Source organism: Alistipes ihumii AP11, assembly GCF_025144665.1.
GTDB classification, from domain to species: Bacteria; Bacteroidota; Bacteroidia; order Bacteroidales; family Rikenellaceae; genus Alistipes_A; species Alistipes_A ihumii.
The window spans coordinates 167,261-184,889 of the sequence record NZ_CP102294.1 but is presented as its reverse complement, the minus strand read 5'-3'; the positions used below and the strand labels follow the sequence as shown (position 1 = coordinate 184,889).

Here is a 17,629-nt window from a genome sequence, read left to right as displayed (position 1 = left end):
TTTCTCAGTTATTGACCCGGAAAACCTTCTGGACCCCCTTGATCCGCATCAGCGAATAGATCACCGCATCGACGACCTGCGTGCTGGTCACTTCGATGTTGATCAGGCCCGAGAGCGTGCCGCCCGAAGAATTCAGGCTCATCGAGCGGATATTGATCTTCAGGTCGCGGTTGATGACCTCGGCGATCTTGTTCACGAGTCCCGTCAGGTCGTCGGCCTGAATGCGGATCGCGGCACGGAACGCGCCCTTGGCTCCCTCGGCCTGCCAGCGGGCCGGAAGCACGCGATACGGATAGCGCTCCTTGAGCCTCTGGGCGTTCGGGCAATCCTGCCGGTGAATCGTAATGCCGCCGCTGACCGTCGTAAAGCCGAAAATCTCGTCGCCGAAGATCGGATTGCAGCATTTGGCCAGTTTGTACTCGATATTGCTCAGCGACTCGTCGATAATCAGCGCGTCGTCGCTCTCGACGCTCACCTTCGTAACCGGCACCTCGCGGACCGGTCTTTCGTCGAGACTGTCGGACAGATAGCGCGTCAGCACTTCCTTGATGTCGGCCAGCACGATCTTCTGTTGCGCGATCTGGCCGTACAGCTCGGTTCCCGTCTTCAGCTTGTAGTATTTGCAAAGCACCATGACGGCGTCGTCCATCGTGACCGAGAGCTTCCAGTTCTTGATCTTGCGTTCGAGCTCCTCGCGGCCGAGACTGGCCGCCTGAGCCTGCTGCTCGCGCATATAGGCCTTGATCCGACTCCGGGCCTTGGCCGTCGTGACGATATTCAGCCAGTCGGCTTTGGGCTTCTGCTGCTTGGACGTCAGAATCTCGACGATATCGCCGTTGTGCAGCACCTCGCGCAGCGAGACATTGCGGTGATTGACCTTACCCCCGACGCAAGTCATTCCCAGACCGGAATGGATATCGAAAGCGAAATCGAGCACCGTCGCACCCTCGCTGAGCTTGCGCAAGTCGCCGTTGGGAGTGAAAACGAACACCTCGCCCGAAGAGAGCTTCGCATCGAACTTTTCGGCGAGCGACTGCGTCTGCGTCGTCTCCATGATCTCGCGCAGCTTCGAGAACCACTGCTCGGTCCCCAGACCGCCCCCCTTGACACCCTTGTAACGCCAATGGGCGGCCACACCGCGCTCGGCTATCTCGTCCATCCGCTCGCTGCGGATCTGTATTTCGACCCAACGGCCCGTATCGGTGACGACCGTCGTATGCAGCGATTCGTATCCGTTCGACTTCGGAATCGATATCCAATCGCGCATACGGTCCGGATTGGGCGTATAGAAATCGGTCACGATCGAGTAGATACTCCAGCACTGCGCCTTCTCCTGTTCCCGGGGACAATCGATGATGATCCGGATCGCGAACAGGTCGTACACCTCGTCGAAGCCGATGCGCATCCGCTTCATCTTGCGCCAGATCGAGTAGATCGACTTGGTGCGGCTCTTCAGGTGATACCGGATGCCCTGCGCCCGCATCTTCTCCTCGATCGGCCGGACGAAGCCTCGGATGAATTGCTCGCGCTCGGCTGCCGTCTCGGCGATCCGTTTCTCGATATAGGCGTAATCGGCCGGCTCGAGGTACTTCAGCGCGATGTCCTCCAGTTCCGACTTGATATTGTACAATCCCAGCTTATGAGCGATCTGCGCATAAAGGTTCAGGCTCTCCCACGACTTTTTCTTCCGCTTCTGCTCGGGAAATATGTCGAGGATACGCATCACCTCGAGCCGGTCGGCCAGCTTGATCAGAATGACCCGGGGATCGGTCGAGTACGAGACGATCAACTCGCGGAAATTGTCGATCTGATCGTTGGCCACCTTCGGGTCGACGTCCGATATGTTGCACAACCCCTGCAGAATGCCGACGCACTGCTCGCCGAAGCGATTGCCGATCTTGTAGACGTCCATCAGCTGCAGCCGCACGACATCGTGCAGCAGCGTCGAGATCGTCGAGTTGCGTCCCAGCCCGACCTCCCGGATCACGATCATCGCCGTATTGATCGAATGCGCGACCAGCGGCGTGCCGTCGTGGCGGGCCATGCCCTTCAGGCGGTCGACCGCCAGACGCAACGCTTCGTGGACCAAGGCGTACACCTCGTCGTCAAAAATGGAACGGGCCGTTTCCAGAAACGGCCGGTAATACTGCGGCTCGAGATCGATCTCCCTCTCAATTTCTTCCATGTTTCCAACGGATCTTTCCGCGCTAAAGTTAGTAAAAATCTTCCGGACTTTCCGCCGTGCCCGGTTGGGGGCGGTCCCGTTCCGTCTTTCAAACGAAACGGTCGGCCGGCATATTGCCGCGAAAAGTCGTTTTTTGCGTTCTTAAAGTCGGAACCCGTCCTCTGAAAAGACGCGGAAAGCCGCCTGCAGGACGGCTTTCCGCGCGGTTTCCGTCGCACGGCCTACCGTCGCGCGAGCTTGCGCGGTCTGAGCATGTTCTCGGGCGAGAGCACGCTGTCGAGCTCCTCTCGGCTCATCAGCCCCTGCTCGAGCACCAGATCGTATATGCCTTTGCCGGTGCGGAGCGCCGTCTTGGCCAGCTCGGTCGAGGTTTCGTAGCCCAGATAGGGATTGAGAGCCGTCACCACTCCGATACTGTTACGCACCATCCGGCGACAGGTCTCCTCGTTAGCCGTGATGCCCGTGACGCACCGGTCGCGCAGCGTGTTCATGCTGCGGATCAGCATCTCGATGTTCTCGAACAGGCTGTATACGATGATCGGTTCCATGACGTTCAGTTCCAACTGGCCGGCCTCGGAGGCGATCGTAATCGTCAGATCGTTTCCGATTACCCTGAAAGCCACCTGATTGACGACTTCGGGGATCACCGGATTGACCTTGCCGGGCATGATCGACGAGCCGGGCTGCATCGGCGGCAGGTTGATCTCGCCCAGACCGGCCCGGGGGCCGGAAGACAGCAGCCGCAAGTCGTTGCATATCTTCGACATTTTCGTCGCCAGCCGCTTCAAGGCCGACGAATTCATGATGAACGCGCCCGTATCGTTCGTGGCCTCGATCAGGTTCGTCGCCGCGACGACGGGCAGGCCGGTAATCTCGCGCAGATAACGGATGCACAGCGGCGAGTAGTCGGGATCGGCATTGATCCCGGTCCCGATAGCCGTCGCGCCCATGTTCACCTCCAGAAACAGGCGATAGTTCTGCTCGATGCGGTCGATCTCCTCCGACAAATTCGCGGCATAGGCCTCGAACTCCTGCCCGAGCGTCATCGGCACGGCATCCTGTAGCTGGGTGCGTCCCATTTTGATCACATGCGCGAACTCCGCCCCCTTGGCCCGGAACGCATCGACAAGCCAGCGAAGCGTTTCGACCAACTTTTGAAGACTGAATATCAAAGCGATACGCACAGCCGTCGGATAGGCGTCATTCGTAGACTGCGAGCGGTTCACATGATTGTTCGGATGGCAGTAGCCGTACTCGCCCCGCTCGTGCCCGAGCAACTCCAGCGCGCGGTTCGCAATCACCTCGTTGGCATTCATGTTCGTCGACGTACCGGCGCCACCCTGCACCATGTCGACCACGAAATGCTCGTGCAGCCTGCCCTGCTCGATCTCGCGGCAGGCATCGACAATGGCCCGTGCCGTCGGACCGTCCAGCAGTCCCAGATCGCCGTTCGCCCGCGCCGCGGCTTCCTTGACCATCGCCAGCGCGCGAATCAGCTCGGGGTAAAAATGAAGACGCACGCGACCGATGTCGAAATTCTCGATCGCGCGCATAGTCTGTATTCCGAAATAATACTCGACCGGTATGTCTTTCTCGCCGAGCAAATCGTGCTCGCGACGAAACCGGCCGGAAAGCGGACTAATTGTAATATCCATAACGGAATCGGTTTTGATCCGTTACAAATCTAACCATTTAATCGAAAACATGGTAACGGTTTCCCGCAAAAACATACAAGAAAAAAGCCTGTTTTCCGCTCTTCGGATATTCAGGGTCACAAAGACTCAAACCCCTCTTTATCCGGATCGTTCCCGATATTTCCGCACTTTCGGTACGACCAGCGGCAGCGCTGCCGGCATCCCGTTCCGTAGGCGCTTTAAAGAATACGTACGGCAATGGCGTGCCGGACATCCGACACGCCATGATGCTGTTTCGGTCGCGCGATCTTCCCGTCGGCTCTGTCCGTGCATGCAATGGCACGAACTTTCTGCCGGGAAGAGAAAACCGATATTCTGCAATTCCGGTTGACTTTCGTAAACGATCGTATTCGGCAACTCCTATTTCAGATACGAGTCGAGCAAGCCGGCCATCTCGGCGGCCAGTTCGGCCGATTTCTCGGCAGCCGCCTCGGCGAAACGCTCGGTCGAATCGGCATAGATAATGCCGCGAGAGGAATTGACAAGCAATCCGCAGCGGCCGTTCATCCCGTAACGGGCGACCTCTTCGAGACTGCCGCCCTGCGCCCCCACGCCGGGCACCAGCAGGAAATGATCCGGAATCAGGCGACGGATTCCCCTCAGCATTTTGGCCTGCGTGGCTCCGACGACGAACATCAGGTTGTCGGTCGTTCCCCAGCCGCATGCCGTATCGATCACTTTCTCGTACAGATAGCCGCCGTCCTCCATACGCTGCAGCTCGAAATCGGCCGCGCTCGGATTGGACGTAAGCGCCAGAACGACCGCCCATTTCCCCTCGTATTGCAGGAAAGGCCCGACCGTATCGTAACCCATATAGGGAGAGACGGTCACGGCGTCGGCCAGATTTTCGGAGAAAAACGCCCGGGCGTACATCTTCGACGTATTCCCTATGTCGCCCCGCTTCGCGTCGGCGATAATCAGCATATCGGGATAGCGCTCGCGGATATATTCGACCGTCCGGCGGAAGCTCTCCCAGCCCTTCGCGCCGCTCTCCTCGTAAAAGGCCATGTTCGGCTTATAGCAGACGGCATAGGGAGCCGTCGCGTCGACGATCGCCCGGTTGAAAGCGAAAACGGGATCGTCCTGCGAAAGCAGGTGGCGAGGAATCTTGTTCACATCGGTATCGAGCCCCACACAGAGAAAGCTGCGTTTGGAGCGGATTTGCGAAAAAAGCTGTTCGGATGTCATATATATCGTATTAACATGATGCACTTTACACATTCGTTCCTCGTTCCCTTCTCCTGAACGGCCCTGCTGTTTCGGAGCGGGCCCCCACACCCCATGCCGGCAATCCGGACTTTCGCTCCTCGAAACGATTCAATCTGCGCCCCGCGATGCGCAAAACGATGCGGACACCCCTATCGGGCAGCGATTCCGGGCCGGCGAGCCGATCACAGGCAAGAACGGATTATCGCCCGGCAAATATTCGCGCTCTGCAAAATCAGGGGAACTGCGCGCCGTACGACAACAGCGCGATCGTTCGTACCGTTTCCGACCGCCGCAACCGACAGAACGGCCGCTTCTCCGGAAAGCCGACCGGCCTCCCGACTCCAGCTCCGATCTCCGCCGTGACCGCAACGCATGGGGAAACACGAACTAAACTTCGCTCGCCTTCAGACGCTCGGCATTCTCGGCTACCTGCAACTTATCGAGAATCTCCTGCAGATCGCCGTCCATCACGGCGCTCAGATTATAGAGCGTCAGGTTGATCCGATGATCCGTCACGCGGCCTTGCGGATAGTTGTACGTGCGAATCTTGGCGCTGCGGTCGCCCGTCGAAACCATCGTCTTGCGCTTCGAGGCGATTTCGTCCAAGTATTTCTGGTACTCGAGATTGTATATGCGCGTGCGCAACTCTTCGAAAGCCTTGTCGAAGTTCTTGAGCTGCGACTTCTGGTCCTGACACTGCACGACGATTCCCGTCGGGATATGGGTCAACCGGATGGCCGAATAGGTCGTATTGACCGACTGGCCGCCGGGACCCGAAGCGCAGAAAATATCCTTTCGGATATCGTTCATATTGATCTCCAGATCGAACTCCTCGGCCTCGGGCAGCACGGCTACCGAAGCGGCCGACGTGTGCACGCGGCCCTGCGTCTCGGTCTGCGGCACGCGCTGCACGCGGTGCACGCCCGATTCGTACTTCAGCACGCCATAGACGCCCTCGCCCGTAACCTTCATCACGACTTCCTTGAAGCCTCCGGCCGCGCCTTCGTTTGCGCTGTTGATCTCGTACTTCCAACCGCGCTTTTCTACGTATTTGATGTACATGCGCAGCAAGTCGCCGGCGAACAGGGCGGCCTCGTCGCCTCCCGTGCCGCCGCGGATCTCGACGATCGCGTTCTTGCCGTCCTGAGGATCGGCGGGAATCAGCAACAATTTGATCCGTTCCTCGAGCGAGGCGAGCTCGGGCTCGAGTTCGAGCACTTCGGCACGGGCCATTTCGCGCAACTCGTCGTCTTTCTCCGTAGCGAGGATCTCCTTCGCCTCGGAGAGATGGTTCAATGCCGTGCGGTATTTCTCGCTCGCTTCGACTACCGGCTGAAGCTCCTTATACTCCTTGTTGAGGGCGACGAATTTCTTCATGTCGGCAATCACTTCGGGATCGGTCATCTGCTGACCGATCTCCTCGTACTTTATCTTCAGCCCGTCGAGACGGGCAAGCATCGAATTTTCTGGCATAGGAAACGGGGCTTAATCGTATCGCGTCCGCGCCGCATCGTCCGACCGAGGCGCAGGAACCGTCGATTACGCGACCACAAAGGTAATCGTTTTTTTGATTTTTCGTATCTTGCGCGCCACGCGAGAACAACATGAAAAAGAAACTGCTGGAAATCGCCGCATACACGTTCGTCGCTTGGGGACTCGTCGGGGTTTTCGTTCCTCTGATACCGACGACTCCGTTTCTGCTGTTGGCGGCATACTGTTTCGCCCGGAGCAATCCGATGCGCAATCGCTGGCTGTACCGCAACCGGATTTTCGGGCGTTACCTGCTCGATTACCAGCAGGGACGCGGCATACCGAGCGGGGTCAAGGCCTCGGCCCTGATCACGATGTGGAGCTCGATGATGTTCACCGCCATCGTACTGATCGACCGCTGGTGGATCAGAATTCTGCTTTTTGTCGTATCTTTGTTCGTCACGATCCACATACTCCGAATAAAAACCGGCGGCCATGAAGCCCGAAATTCTCCTTCTCGTCCCGACTCTGCCTGAAATCGAGCCCTTTCTCCGTCAGCAGGGAAAGGGCTACGGCCCCGTGGTCACGGGCATAGGCCCTTACCGATGCGCGGCGGCGACGCAGGAGGCCATCATACAGCGGCGGCCGGACATGATGATCTTATGCGGCATCGCAGGGAGATATCCCGCCAGCGCGCTGGCGGTAGGCGATGCCGTGCTCGTCGGAAGCGAGCGGGCGGCGGACATGGGTTCCTTCGAAGGAAAGGGGTTCGTTCCGAAGTTTTCCGAACGGTACGACTGTCCGCATATTCCGGCGGATGCTCCGTTGCCGGTCGTCGCCTCGAACAGCGTGAGCGGAGCGGCCTCGCCTCATGTCGATCGGAGCGCCGCACAGATCGAGAATATGGAAGGGGCCGCTTTTTTCGACGTCTGCCTGCGCGAGCAAATACCTTTCTGGGAGCTCCGCACGATCTCGAATACGGTCGGCGAGCCTTTCGGCCAATGGAATATTCCGCTGGCGACCGACGCGCTGGCCCGAGCGATAGGCCGCCTGCTGCAAACGGCGGAAAATACGTACCGCACCGCGCGGCCTTCCGACGACACATAAGTCTACGGCCGGACGGTATCGCCTCCGGCCGAGCGGCGAAAGCCGCATACTGCGCGGCACCGTCCGCTTACCAAGCGCAGACAAAGCGCATAGAAACGCAATAAACGAAAAGCATGAAACTCAAACTGAGCATATCGACCTGTCCGAACGACACGTTCATGTTCGACGCGATGCTTCACCGGCGGATCGACACCGAAGGACTCGACTTCGATCTGACCATGGCCGACATCGAGCAGCTCAACGCCGCGGCGCTCGCCGGAGAGCCCGACATAACGAAACTGAGCTACGCGAGCTTCCCCCTCGTCGCGGACCGCTACCGGATACTCGGCAGCGGAAGCGCGCTCGGTCGGGGCAACGGGCCACTGCTGGTCAGCCGGCACAAGCTCTACCCGGACGAACTGCGCGACGCCCGCATCGCGATCCCGGGCGAGCACACGACCGCAAACCGGCTGTTGTCGCTGTTTTTCCCCGAAGCGTCCGACAAACGGGTTTACCTGTTCTCCGATATCGCCGACGCCGTTCTGAGCGACGAATGCGACGCCGGCGTACTGATCCACGAAGGCCGATTCACGTACCGCGGGAAGGGATTGCGGCTCGTAGCCGATCTGGGAGAGGAGTGGGAGAAACGCACTTCGCTGCCGTTGCCGCTCGGAGCCATCGTCGTTTCGCGCCGACTGGACGAGCAACTGGCCCGGACGGTCGAGCGCGTACTGCGCCGCAGCGTGGAATACGCCTTTGCTCATCCCGAAGCATCGGCCGGCTTCGTGCGCAGCCATGCCCAAGAACTGAGCGAGGAGGTGACGAAAAGCCATATCGAGCTGTTCGTGAACCGCCATTCGGCCGATCTGGGCGAGGAAGGCCGCCGGGCCGTCGTGCGGCTGCTGGAACTCGAAAACGAGGAGGCATTCCTATGATACGGGAAACGCTCGAACGGCTCCGGGCCGAAGACAACCTGAGAGAACTGCCGAGGATAGAAATCCGAGGAAAATACGTCGTCTGCGACGGCAAGCGATACCTGAACCTGTCGTCGAACGACTATCTGGGACTCGCCTGCAGCGACGCCGACCGGAAATTCATGCAACGGCAGCCCGACGACGGGGCTTTTCTGCTGAGCAACCCCTCGTCGCGGCTCGTCACCGGCAACAGTTCCGACTATGCGCGACTCGAGTCGGCCTTGTCGGAACTCTTCGGCGGCCGCTCGACGCTGGTCGCGGGATCGGGCTATCTGGTCAACGCGGGCGTCCTGCCGGCTCTGACGGGCAAGGGCGACCTGATTCTGGCCGACAAGCTCGTCCATGCGAGCCTGATCGACGGACTGCGGCTCGGCGAAGCCGAGTGGCGGCGGTTCAGGCACAACGACACGGAACATCTGGAATGCCTGCTGGCCAGACACCGCGACGCCTATCGGAACGTATGGATCGTCACCGAGTCGATTTTCAGCATGGACGGCGACTGCGCCCCGCTCCGCAAGCTCGCGGAGCTCAAAGACAAGTACCGCTGCAAGCTATATGTGGACGAGGCGCACGCATTCGGCGCCTATGGCCCCGGCGGCCGGGGACTGGCCGCTCAGGAAAGCGTCGAGGACGCCTGCGACATCCGCATCGCGACGCTCGGCAAAGCCATAGCGTCGCAGGGAGCCTTCGTCATCACGGACCCGCTGACACGCGACTTGCTGGTCAACCGGATGCGGACGCTGATCTTTTCGACCGCGCTGCCGCCGATCTCGCTGCGGTGGTCCGAGCACGTCGTGCGCGCATTGCCTTCGATGGACGACCGGCGCGAGCGGCTCCGCGAATACGCGCGCACGATCACGGGCGACGACCGGCATACGCACATCATTCCGATCATGGCCGGCGAGAACGCCCGGGCCATCGAGATGAGCCGCCGCTTGCGCGAGGCGGGCTTTTGGGTCGTGCCGATCCGCTACCCGACCGTGCCCAAAGGTACAGCCCGGATTCGGGTGTCGCTCAGCGCGGCACTCGAACGAGCAGATATCCTCCAATTCGTCGAAGCATGCAAAAACATTGGCTGAAGCGCATCGGCGCGCCCGATCTGATCGTCGTCGCCCTCGGCTGGGCCTCGGAGCCCCGGCTGGTACAAAACATTCCGACCGAGGGGTACGACGTGCTGGTCCTGTACGACTACCGGACGCTGGAGCCGCTCGCGGCAGCCGATACGGCCTCCTATGGACAGATCACGTTGCTGGCCTGGTCGTTCGGCGTATGGGTAGCCGAGCAGGTTTGCCGGGACATTCCGTTTCGCCGTGCCGTGGCCCTCAACGGCACTCCGCTTCCGGTCGACGCCCGCTACGGCATTCCGCCGCAGGCGATGGCCGTAACGCGGCAAGGCATCCGCCGGACGGGAACCGACCTGTTCGACCGCCGCGCCTACGGCACGTATTATGATCGGTTGTCGGAAACGCTGCACACCCGTCCGCTCGAAGAACTGTGCGACGAGCTCGACGCGTTGAGCGAAGCCGCCGCCGAACCGTACCGCCCGAACATCGAATGGAGCGCGGCCGTCGTAGGAGGCGCCGACAGGATATTTCCTCCGGCCCATATGGCCGCTTACTGGAAAGAACTGGCCATCCCCGTACCCGACATGCCGCACTACCCTTTCGGTGACCGGACCGCAATGGAAAAACTGTTGAAAAGCAACGAACCATGACAACCGACAAACAACTGCTCAAAAGCCGTTTTTCGGCCAGACTGCGCGACTACGACTCGCTGGCCGTCGTGCAAGACGCCATATGCGGCCAGCTGGCCGAAATGACCGGCCGCAACTGCACCCGTCCGGTCGACAGCGCACTCGAGATCGGGTCCGGAACCGGATTCCTGACGCGCCGCATGCTCGAGCTTTATCCACATGCGCTGTGGACGATCAACGATCTGGTCGAACAATCGGCCGATTTTCTCGAGCCCTACGCGGCCGGACACGACGTACGCTATCTGTGGGGAGACGCCGAAACGATCGCCCTGCCCGACAGGTTGGATCTGATCGCTTCGGCCTCGGCCGTTCAGTGGTTCGACGATCTGCCGCGCTTCGCACGGAAAGCGGGGAATCTGCTCGAAACGGGAGGATATATCGTGCTGAGCACGTTCGGGCCCGAAAACTTCCGGGAAATCAAGGCCGTGACGGACGAAGGTCTGGACTATTACACCCGGGAACAACTGCAAGAACTGTTCGAGTCGGCCGGGTTCCTGACGCTCGAGACGCTCGAATACACGCGAAGCCTCGCGTTCGACACGCCCCTCGACGTATTGAGGCACATCCGTGCGACAGGCGTCAACTCGATCCGGCACGCACGCTGGACAAAGCGGGAGCTGAGCGATTTCGAGACCCGATACCGCAACGGCTTCCGGAACGCCGAGGGACAGGTCACGCTGACCTATCACCCGGTACTGCTGATCGCCGAAAAGCTTTGAGCCGGCCGCTTTTCGGAACGGCCGGCTCGTCCGCCGCCGGGAGATAGAAGCCGACGGCTTCGGCCCCCTGTTAAAATACATAAATAGCCGGATTTCAGGAAAAATCGCTATCTTGGTCATAAATCGCATCCGCCCATGAAAAAAGCAGCGTTTCTGATTTCGGCGATTCTGGCAGCCGGCTGCGGCGTACCGGAAAACGCGTTCCTCGTCGAAGGATATGTCCCCACGCTGAAAGACAGTACCCGACTGATCCTGACACGATTCGAAGGCGAAATGCTGATCCCCGTCGACACGGCCCATGCCACGAACGGCCGCTTCTCTTTCCGCTATCCCGCTACGGGCAAGGGCCGGCTCGCCATCCTCACCTTTTCCGACGATGTGTCGGACATGTTCCTGCCCCTGTGGTCGGCCCCCGGAGAGAAAGCCGTCATCACGGGAGACAACAACTACAAGCGCACATGGAGCGTGAAAAGCCGAATCCCCGAACAGAGGGAAGCCGAACGATACAAACAGGCCGCCAAAAAGGAATACGAAAAATTGCAGCAAATTTCCATGGAATACCGCAAACTGTCGAATACGCACGGTGTCTCGGCAGACAGCATCGCCGATAAAAGGCAAGCGCTGAAGCATACGGAAGACAGTCTGCAATATCTGATCTACGACAAGACGCTCGAACAGCTCGACCGCTCGGAACCCGACTCGCCCGTTTTCACGGACGAGCTGAGCGGCATCTGCCTGATGATACGCCATTACGAAGCCTTCGCCGGCCTGAGAGAACGGGCCGAGATTCAATACGACCGGCTGCCGGAAGAAATCAAGCGATCCCAGGCAGGCAAGGAAATGCACTCAACCCTCCATCCGCCGGCAAAGGTCCGTACGGGCGACCGGATGGCCGATGCAGAGTTGGTCGATTCGAACGGGGAAACGCACCGGCTATCGGAATATCTGGGCAAATACGTTTTGCTCGACTTTTGGTCTTTCGGATGCGGTCCCTGCCTCTTGTCGCTGCCGGAATTGAAAGCCGCATCCGAATCGTACCGGGACAGGCTGACCGTTATCAGCATCACCTCCGATCCGAAAGACCTGTGGCAAACGGCCTCCGAGGAGCACGGCATCACATGGGTCAACCTCAACGCCTCGAACGATCCGGCCGTCAGCGCCCGGTACGGGGTCAACGGCATCCCGCATCAGGTAATCATCTCTCCCGCAGGCATCGTCCTCGACTCGTGGGCCGGATACGGGCAAGGGCTCCTCGAGCAACGGCTGAAAACATACCTATCCGATTGAAACGGGAAAGGTCCGGAAGCTGCCGCAGGACAACTTCCAGACCTGATTACGAAACGCACGGGAACCGTGACATTTTCAGGACGCCGGTCCGGCCTCGCATGCCCCTTTCCGCGCCGACCGACGGAGGATTCGGACAACGTACAGGCCGAATCGCCGATGTATCTTAAGAAAAAAGCATAGCAGGGCGTATAAGCCGGGTTCTGTACCCTCTCTTTCGAGGGGCCTCTACCATTTATCTAGGCCGGCGGTCACCCGCACGGCTCGTCAGCAACCTACCCCCCGACATCGGGCGAGCAACCCTACAACTGCCGGTATACATGGTCTTGCAACCCGCGAGACGTACTGGCCGGAACGTGTCGCCACTTCCGCGGTGGGCTCTTACCCCGCCTTTTCACCCTTACCGTCCCATTCGGGACGGCGGTCGTTCTCTGTTACGCTGCTATCCCCTCGCGAGGATCTTCCCGTTAGGAAGCGCGGCGCTCTGCGTTGCCCGGACTTTCCTCCCCTCCCGTTTCACGAATAGGTCTGAATTCCGCTTTTCGGGAGCAGCGGTAGAGCCTCCCTGCTATGCCGACGGCAAAGGTAATCATTCCTGCGGACCTGCGCCAAATTATCCGGCCGTCGGCCGAAAATATTTCCTTTGGAAATTCGGGTTTCCCAAAAGCAATCGTACTTAGGCTTTGCAGCTCTCTCGGGCACAATCGTCCCCGAGTCGGGCAATACGGAAACCCCTCTGCCGCACCGGCAACGATTCTGCAAACTGCCATTACGACGGCATATCGAACGGAATACAAACGCCGCTCTGTCTGTCGCGAGCATTTCGGACGCGCAGGTGCCGGACGGGTTATTTCCGCAGCTCGAACTCGGCGAGCGTCTTACCTTGCAGATCGAGCGCCCGGACACGCATCGTGCGTCCCGAGACGTCGACCCGCACGACGGTCCCCGTACCGTTGACGATCACGGGGAAAAGAATGTCTCCGGCCGAGGGCGGCGCATCGAAAGGCTTTTCGGGCGCATCGACGATCATCGGAACGCGCAGCTTCTCCTCCGTAGGCTGTATCAGCTCGTAGCGGTGCGTATGTCCCGAAACCATCAGATCGATCGAGGCGCGGTTGAAAAGCGGCAGGAACTCGTCGGTGATCTGCTGCACGCCGTGCCGCTCGGGATGATCGGGATCCATGCGGGAAACGGGCGGAAAATGGTTCATCACCACATGCCAGCGGGCCGTACGGTACTCCTTGGAACGGATCAGCTCGGCGAACCAGCGGGCCTGCTCACTCCGGTAGGAATCGAAATCGTTCAGACCGGCATAGACGGGAAAGTCGTCGGGCTTGTCTTCGCCGCAGTCCAGTACGACGAACATCACGTCGCCCTCGCGGAACGCGCCGTAGAAAGTCCCGTTCGTGCTCGGAGCATAACGAGCGTACTCGCGCGCCTTATTGCCGCGCGTCTCATGATTGCCGCGCACGAGCACGAAAGGCCGCTCGGAAGCGAACAGTTCGACGCTCTTGTCGATGAAACCGCGGAACGGAACCGCCTCGTCGTCGTAGTAGTTCATCATGTCGCCCACATAGAAAATCCGATCGGCGCTTTCGACGCCGGCCAAGGCGAGCAGGCGGGCGAGTTTGGCCGAGTCGCCGTGCATGTCGCTCAGAGCGATGAACGAACACTCCTCGGAACGAGGATCGGGCGTACGGAAAGCGTACCAGCGCGAGACGATGCTGTCGCCGAAGGTTACCCGATAGGGTTGGAAGTCGTCGATCCGCTTCGAGCAGAGACGATAGTCGTAAGCCGTCGCCGGCCGCAGCGAGTCGGTCCGGATCGTACAGAACGTGTTGTAAGCATCCCTAAGCCCGTCCTTAACTGCATAATGGCGGGTTATCTCCCCTTCGGGCGAACGGAGCTCGACCCAAGAAAAGCCCTTGTCGGAAGTGGTGAACACGAAAGTCACGCCCGTAGGCGTCAGTTCCTGCAAATAGGGGCCGTGGCTGAAACCGTAGGGAGCGGCGGCCGCAACGGAAACAGTCAGAAGAAAAGACGCCAAGGCGAAGATTCGGATTTTTTTCATCGTGCGAAGGATTAAGAGGTTGATCGTTCAAATTTAAGAATTATTCGGAAACGGACGAGGACAAACCGTCCGTTTTTATTTCCTTTGCAGTAAAATTCCGGTCATCCGGACTGCCCATGGAACGCAACATCCGCATATCCGACTACGACTACCCGCTGCCCGAAGGGCGCATCGCCAAATTTCCGCTCGAGCGGCGCGAGCAGTCGAAGCTGCTCGTCTGCCGCGACGGCCGCATCGCCGAGGACCGCTTCGAGCGGATCGGGCGGTTTCTGCCCGAGGGTTCGATGCTCGTATTCAACAACACGAAAGTGATCCGAGCCCGGCTGATTTTCCACAAGGCGACCGGCGCGCGCATCGAAATATTCTGTCTCGAGCCGCACGCCCCCGCCGATTACGAGCGCGCCTTTGCCGCGCACGGCCGCTGCCGCTGGCAATGCATCGTCGGCAATCTGAAAAAATGGAAAGACGGACCGCTGCAGATCGCATTCGGGCTCGGCGGACGGACCTACCGGCTCGAAGCGACCCGAACCGGGGACGGCGGCGGGCATCAGATCGTCGAGTTCGTCTGGGACGCGCCGCTCGCGTTCGGGCAACTGCTCGAGGAGCTCGGACGGATTCCGATCCCGCCTTACCTCTGCCGCGAGAGCGAGGAGCTGGACAACAGCCGCTACCAGACGGTCTACTCCCGGTTCGAGGGATCGGTCGCCGCTCCGACGGCCGGGCTGCATTTCACGCCGGAGGTGATCGGACGACTCCGGGCCGAAGGCCATCCGACAGCCGAAGTGACCCTGCATGTCGGCGCGGGCACGTTCCTGCCCGTAAAGGCCGGCAACGCGGCCGAGCACCCGATGCACACCGAACACTTCGAAATCACGCTCGACGCGTTGCAAGGCATCCTCGAGCATATCGACCGCATCACGGCCGTCGGCACGACGAGCATGCGCACGCTCGAATCGCTCGCGGCGCTCGGTTGCCGGGTTCTGCTCGACGGAACGCCCGACGAGCGCAGGAGTGTCGGCCAATGGGAAATCTACGACATGCCCGAGCGGATCGGAGGGCGCGAGTCGCTCGAGGCGTTGGCCGGGTACATGGGACACGCCCGGCTGCAAAAGCTGAAAGCCTCGACGCAGATCATGATCGTACCGGGCTATCGCTTCCGCGTCGCGAGCAGCCTGATCACGAACTTTCACCAACCGCAGAGCACGCTGCTGTTGCTCGTATCGGCATTCATCGGCGAACGGTGGAAAGAAGTCTACGACTATGCGCTCGCCCATGATTTCCGTTTCCTGAGTTACGGCGACAGCTCGCTGCTTTTCAGACAGAACGGGCAATAGAAGCAAGACAAACGAACCGGAATCCGACGAGGCCATGAAAGAAAACGCATACAAGCCGTCCGACTGGCTGCCCACGTCCGTCAAGGAAGTCCGCGCACGCGGATGGGACACGCTGGACGTCATTCTGTTCACGGGCGACGCCTATGTCGATCATCCGTCGTTCGGTCCGGCCGTGGTCGGCCGCCTGCTGGAGGCCGAGGGCCTGCGCGTGGCGATCGTGCCGCAGCCCAACTGGCGAGACGACCTGCGCGATTTCCGCAAGCTGGGACGCCCGAGGCTGTTCTTCGGCGTATCGGCAGGCAACATGGACTCGATGGTCAACCATTACACGGCCAACAAAAGGCTGCGCAGCGACGACGCCTACACCGCAGGAGGACAAGCTGGATTCCGGCCCGACTATGCGGCCACGGTCTACACGCGCATCCTGAAGCGGCTGTTCCCCGACACGCCGGTCGTGCTCGGCGGCATCGAGGCCTCGCTGCGGAGGCTCACGCACTACGATTACTGGAGCGACTCGCTGAAGCCGTCGATCCTTATCGACAGCGGAGCCGACCTGCTGGCCTACGGCATGGGCGACCGGGTGATGCCGGAAATCGCCCGAGCCGCGCGCAACGGTTTCAACATGCATCTGCTCAAGAAGCTGCCTCAAGTCGCTTTCGTGGCCGACCGGAAATATGCCGACTCGCTGGGCGACGAGCCGCTGAGGCTCTACCCGTTCGAGCGATGCCTGAAAGACAAGCGCGCCTTCGGCGAAAACTTCCGGCGCATCGAAACCGAGTCGAACCGCATGGAAGCCCGCACGCTCGTCGAAGAGACGGAGGGCCGTTTCGTAGTCGTCAACCCGCCCTACCCCAAACTGTCGGAGCAGGAACTGGACCGCAGCTTCGCACTGCCCTACACCCGGCTGCCGCATCCGCGTTACAACGGCAAAGGCGACATCCCGGCATACGAAATGATCAAGTTCTCGGTCAACCTGCACCGGGGCTGTTTCGGAGGGTGCAGTTTCTGTACGATTTCGGCCCATCAGGGCAAGTTCGTGTCGAGCCGCAGCGAGCGGTCCGTTCTGGACGAGGTCCGCGCGATCACCGCCATGCCCGGATTCAAGGGCTACCTGTCCGATCTGGGCGGCCCGTCGGCCAACATGTACCGGATGGGAGGACGCAACGAGGCGCTCTGCCGGCGGTGCAGCCGCCCGTCCTGCCTGTTTCCCGCCCCCTGCCGCAACCTGCGCAACGACCACCGTCCGCTGATCGAGCTCTACCGCCGGGTAGACCGCGTGCCGGGCATCAAAAAGTCGTTCATCGGCAGCGGCATCCGATACGACCTGTTCGAGAAAGACGACTGGGAATATCTGCGCGAGGTGATTCGCCGCCATGTGTCGGGACGACTGAAAGTCGCTCCCGAGCATACCGAGGACGGCGTGCTGAAGCTGATGCGCAAACCCTCGTTCGCGCTTTTCCGAACGCTGAACGAGCGATTCGGCCGGATATGCCGCGAAGAGGGCCTCAACTACCAACTGATCCCCTACTTCATATCGAGCCATCCGGGATGCACCGAAAGGGACATGCGCCGCCTGAGCGACGAGACCCGGCGCCTGCACTTCCGGCTGGAGCAGGTGCAGGACCTGACCCCCACGCCGATGACTCTCTCGTCGGTGATGTTCTACACGGGCGAGAATCCCTACACCGGAGAGAAAGTCTACGTGGCGCGCTCCCAAGAGGAGAAGCGGCGGCAGAAAAGCTATTTCTTCGAGTGGCAGAAAGACCGCAGGAAAAAATAATTTTACGGACCCGCCCGCGCCGCAAGCGCCAAAATCGCTATCTTTACCCTCTCACCGCACAAGATACGAA

The 17,629-nt window shown here is 60.2% G+C and carries 14 protein-coding genes and 1 other RNA gene; 9 read left to right on the top strand and 6 right to left on the bottom strand.

The features are described 5' to 3' along the window. Positions 1-4: 4 nt before the first annotated feature. The 4 genes from NQ491_RS00755 to prfA form a co-directional block, all read right to left on the bottom strand. Positions 5-2,185 (bottom strand): RelA/SpoT family protein, encoded by a 2,181-nt coding sequence (locus NQ491_RS00755; RefSeq protein WP_019245275.1) that lies wholly within the window; start codon positions 2,183-2,185, stop codon positions 5-7. Positions 2,186-2,406: 221 nt separating this feature from the next. Further along, on the bottom strand, positions 2,407-3,840 hold the full coding sequence (gene aspA, locus NQ491_RS00750; protein WP_019245276.1) for an aspartate ammonia-lyase: 1,434 nt from the start codon (positions 3,838-3,840) through the stop codon (positions 2,407-2,409). A gap of 399 nt (positions 3,841-4,239) precedes the next feature. Continuing rightward, positions 4,240-5,067, bottom strand: a complete 828-nt coding sequence (gene pyrF, locus NQ491_RS00745) for an orotidine-5'-phosphate decarboxylase (protein ID WP_019245278.1) — start codon at positions 5,065-5,067, stop codon at positions 4,240-4,242. A gap of 408 nt (positions 5,068-5,475) precedes the next feature. After that, the gene (gene prfA / locus NQ491_RS00740; RefSeq protein ID WP_026089554.1) at positions 5,476-6,561 is read right to left on the bottom strand and encodes a peptide chain release factor 1; all 1,086 of its coding nucleotides are present in this window, start codon (positions 6,559-6,561) and stop codon (positions 5,476-5,478) included. Positions 6,562-6,692: 131 nt separating this feature from the next. On the opposite strand from prfA, the gene NQ491_RS00735 reads away from it, so the two are divergent. From NQ491_RS00735 to NQ491_RS00705, 7 genes are all read left to right on the top strand, one after another. Beyond that, entirely contained in the window at positions 6,693-7,094 is a 402-nt protein-coding gene (locus NQ491_RS00735; protein ID WP_019245280.1) for a YbaN family protein, read from the top strand. After that, a complete protein-coding gene (locus NQ491_RS00730) occupies positions 7,054-7,665 on the top strand; it encodes a nucleoside phosphorylase-I family protein (RefSeq protein WP_019245281.1) in 612 nt (203 codons plus the stop codon). The genes NQ491_RS00735 and NQ491_RS00730 overlap by 41 nt, the downstream gene beginning before the upstream one ends. A gap of 113 nt (positions 7,666-7,778) precedes the next feature. Continuing rightward, a complete protein-coding gene (locus tag NQ491_RS00725) occupies positions 7,779-8,579 on the top strand; it encodes a 1,4-dihydroxy-6-naphthoate synthase (RefSeq protein WP_019245282.1) in 801 nt (266 codons plus the stop codon). After that, the gene (locus tag NQ491_RS00720) at positions 8,576-9,697 is read left to right on the top strand and encodes an aminotransferase class I/II-fold pyridoxal phosphate-dependent enzyme (protein ID WP_019245283.1); all 1,122 of its coding nucleotides are present in this window, start codon (positions 8,576-8,578) and stop codon (positions 9,695-9,697) included. Before NQ491_RS00725 ends, NQ491_RS00720 begins: the two co-directional genes overlap by 4 nt. Then, the gene (locus tag NQ491_RS00715) at positions 9,679-10,332 is read left to right on the top strand and encodes an alpha/beta fold hydrolase (RefSeq protein WP_019245284.1); all 654 of its coding nucleotides are present in this window, start codon (positions 9,679-9,681) and stop codon (positions 10,330-10,332) included. The genes NQ491_RS00720 and NQ491_RS00715 overlap by 19 nt, the downstream gene beginning before the upstream one ends. Then, positions 10,329-11,090 carry a malonyl-ACP O-methyltransferase BioC gene (bioC, locus tag NQ491_RS00710; protein ID WP_019245285.1) on the top strand — a complete coding sequence of 254 codons (762 nt, stop codon included), beginning with the start codon at positions 10,329-10,331 and terminating at the stop codon, positions 11,088-11,090. Before NQ491_RS00715 ends, bioC begins: the two co-directional genes overlap by 4 nt. 135 nt (positions 11,091-11,225) lie before the next feature. Further along, entirely contained in the window at positions 11,226-12,377 is a 1,152-nt protein-coding gene (locus NQ491_RS00705; RefSeq protein ID WP_019245286.1) for a TlpA disulfide reductase family protein, read from the top strand. Positions 12,378-12,550: 173 nt separating this feature from the next. Here the strand turns inward: NQ491_RS00705 and rnpB are convergent. Next, positions 12,551-12,945, bottom strand: an RNA gene (gene rnpB / locus NQ491_RS00700) — RNase P RNA component class A. 276 nt (positions 12,946-13,221) lie between these two features. Continuing rightward, positions 13,222-14,445 (bottom strand): metallophosphoesterase family protein, encoded by a 1,224-nt coding sequence (locus NQ491_RS00695; protein WP_019245287.1) that lies wholly within the window; start codon positions 14,443-14,445, stop codon positions 13,222-13,224. A gap of 116 nt (positions 14,446-14,561) precedes the next feature. Here NQ491_RS00695 and NQ491_RS00690 point away from each other — a divergent pair, with 116 nt between their 5' ends. Then, on the top strand, positions 14,562-15,779 hold the full coding sequence (locus NQ491_RS00690; RefSeq protein ID WP_019245288.1) for an S-adenosylmethionine:tRNA ribosyltransferase-isomerase: 1,218 nt from the start codon (positions 14,562-14,564) through the stop codon (positions 15,777-15,779). A 34-nt stretch (positions 15,780-15,813) separates the two neighbouring features. After that, positions 15,814-17,559: a YgiQ family radical SAM protein gene (locus NQ491_RS00685; RefSeq protein WP_019245289.1), complete on the top strand. Its 1,746-nt coding sequence runs from the start codon at positions 15,814-15,816 to the stop codon at positions 17,557-17,559. The last annotated feature ends 70 nt before the right edge of the window (positions 17,560-17,629 follow it).

Coding starts and splice junctions, on each gene's coding strand:
- prfA (WP_026089554.1), bottom strand. CDS start 6,561: ATGCCAGAAAATTCGATGCTTGCCCGTCTCGACGGGCTGAAGATAAAG.
- NQ491_RS00690 (WP_019245288.1), top strand. CDS start 14,562: ATGGAACGCAACATCCGCATATCCGACTACGACTACCCGCTGCCCGAA.
- NQ491_RS00685 (WP_019245289.1), top strand. CDS start 15,814: ATGAAAGAAAACGCATACAAGCCGTCCGACTGGCTGCCCACGTCCGTC.
- NQ491_RS00695 (WP_019245287.1), bottom strand. CDS start 14,445: ATGAAAAAAATCCGAATCTTCGCCTTGGCGTCTTTTCTTCTGACTGTT.
- NQ491_RS00725 (WP_019245282.1), top strand. CDS start 7,779: ATGAAACTCAAACTGAGCATATCGACCTGTCCGAACGACACGTTCATG.
- bioC (WP_019245285.1), top strand. CDS start 10,329: ATGACAACCGACAAACAACTGCTCAAAAGCCGTTTTTCGGCCAGACTG.
- NQ491_RS00705 (WP_019245286.1), top strand. CDS start 11,226: ATGAAAAAAGCAGCGTTTCTGATTTCGGCGATTCTGGCAGCCGGCTGC.
- NQ491_RS00755 (WP_019245275.1), bottom strand. CDS start 2,185: ATGGAAGAAATTGAGAGGGAGATCGATCTCGAGCCGCAGTATTACCGG.
- NQ491_RS00735 (WP_019245280.1), top strand. CDS start 6,693: ATGAAAAAGAAACTGCTGGAAATCGCCGCATACACGTTCGTCGCTTGG.
- pyrF (WP_019245278.1), bottom strand. CDS start 5,067: ATGACATCCGAACAGCTTTTTTCGCAAATCCGCTCCAAACGCAGCTTT.
- aspA (WP_019245276.1), bottom strand. CDS start 3,840: ATGGATATTACAATTAGTCCGCTTTCCGGCCGGTTTCGTCGCGAGCAC.
- NQ491_RS00720 (WP_019245283.1), top strand. CDS start 8,576: ATGATACGGGAAACGCTCGAACGGCTCCGGGCCGAAGACAACCTGAGA.
- NQ491_RS00715 (WP_019245284.1), top strand. CDS start 9,679: ATGCAAAAACATTGGCTGAAGCGCATCGGCGCGCCCGATCTGATCGTC.
- NQ491_RS00730 (WP_019245281.1), top strand. CDS start 7,054: ATGAAGCCCGAAATTCTCCTTCTCGTCCCGACTCTGCCTGAAATCGAG.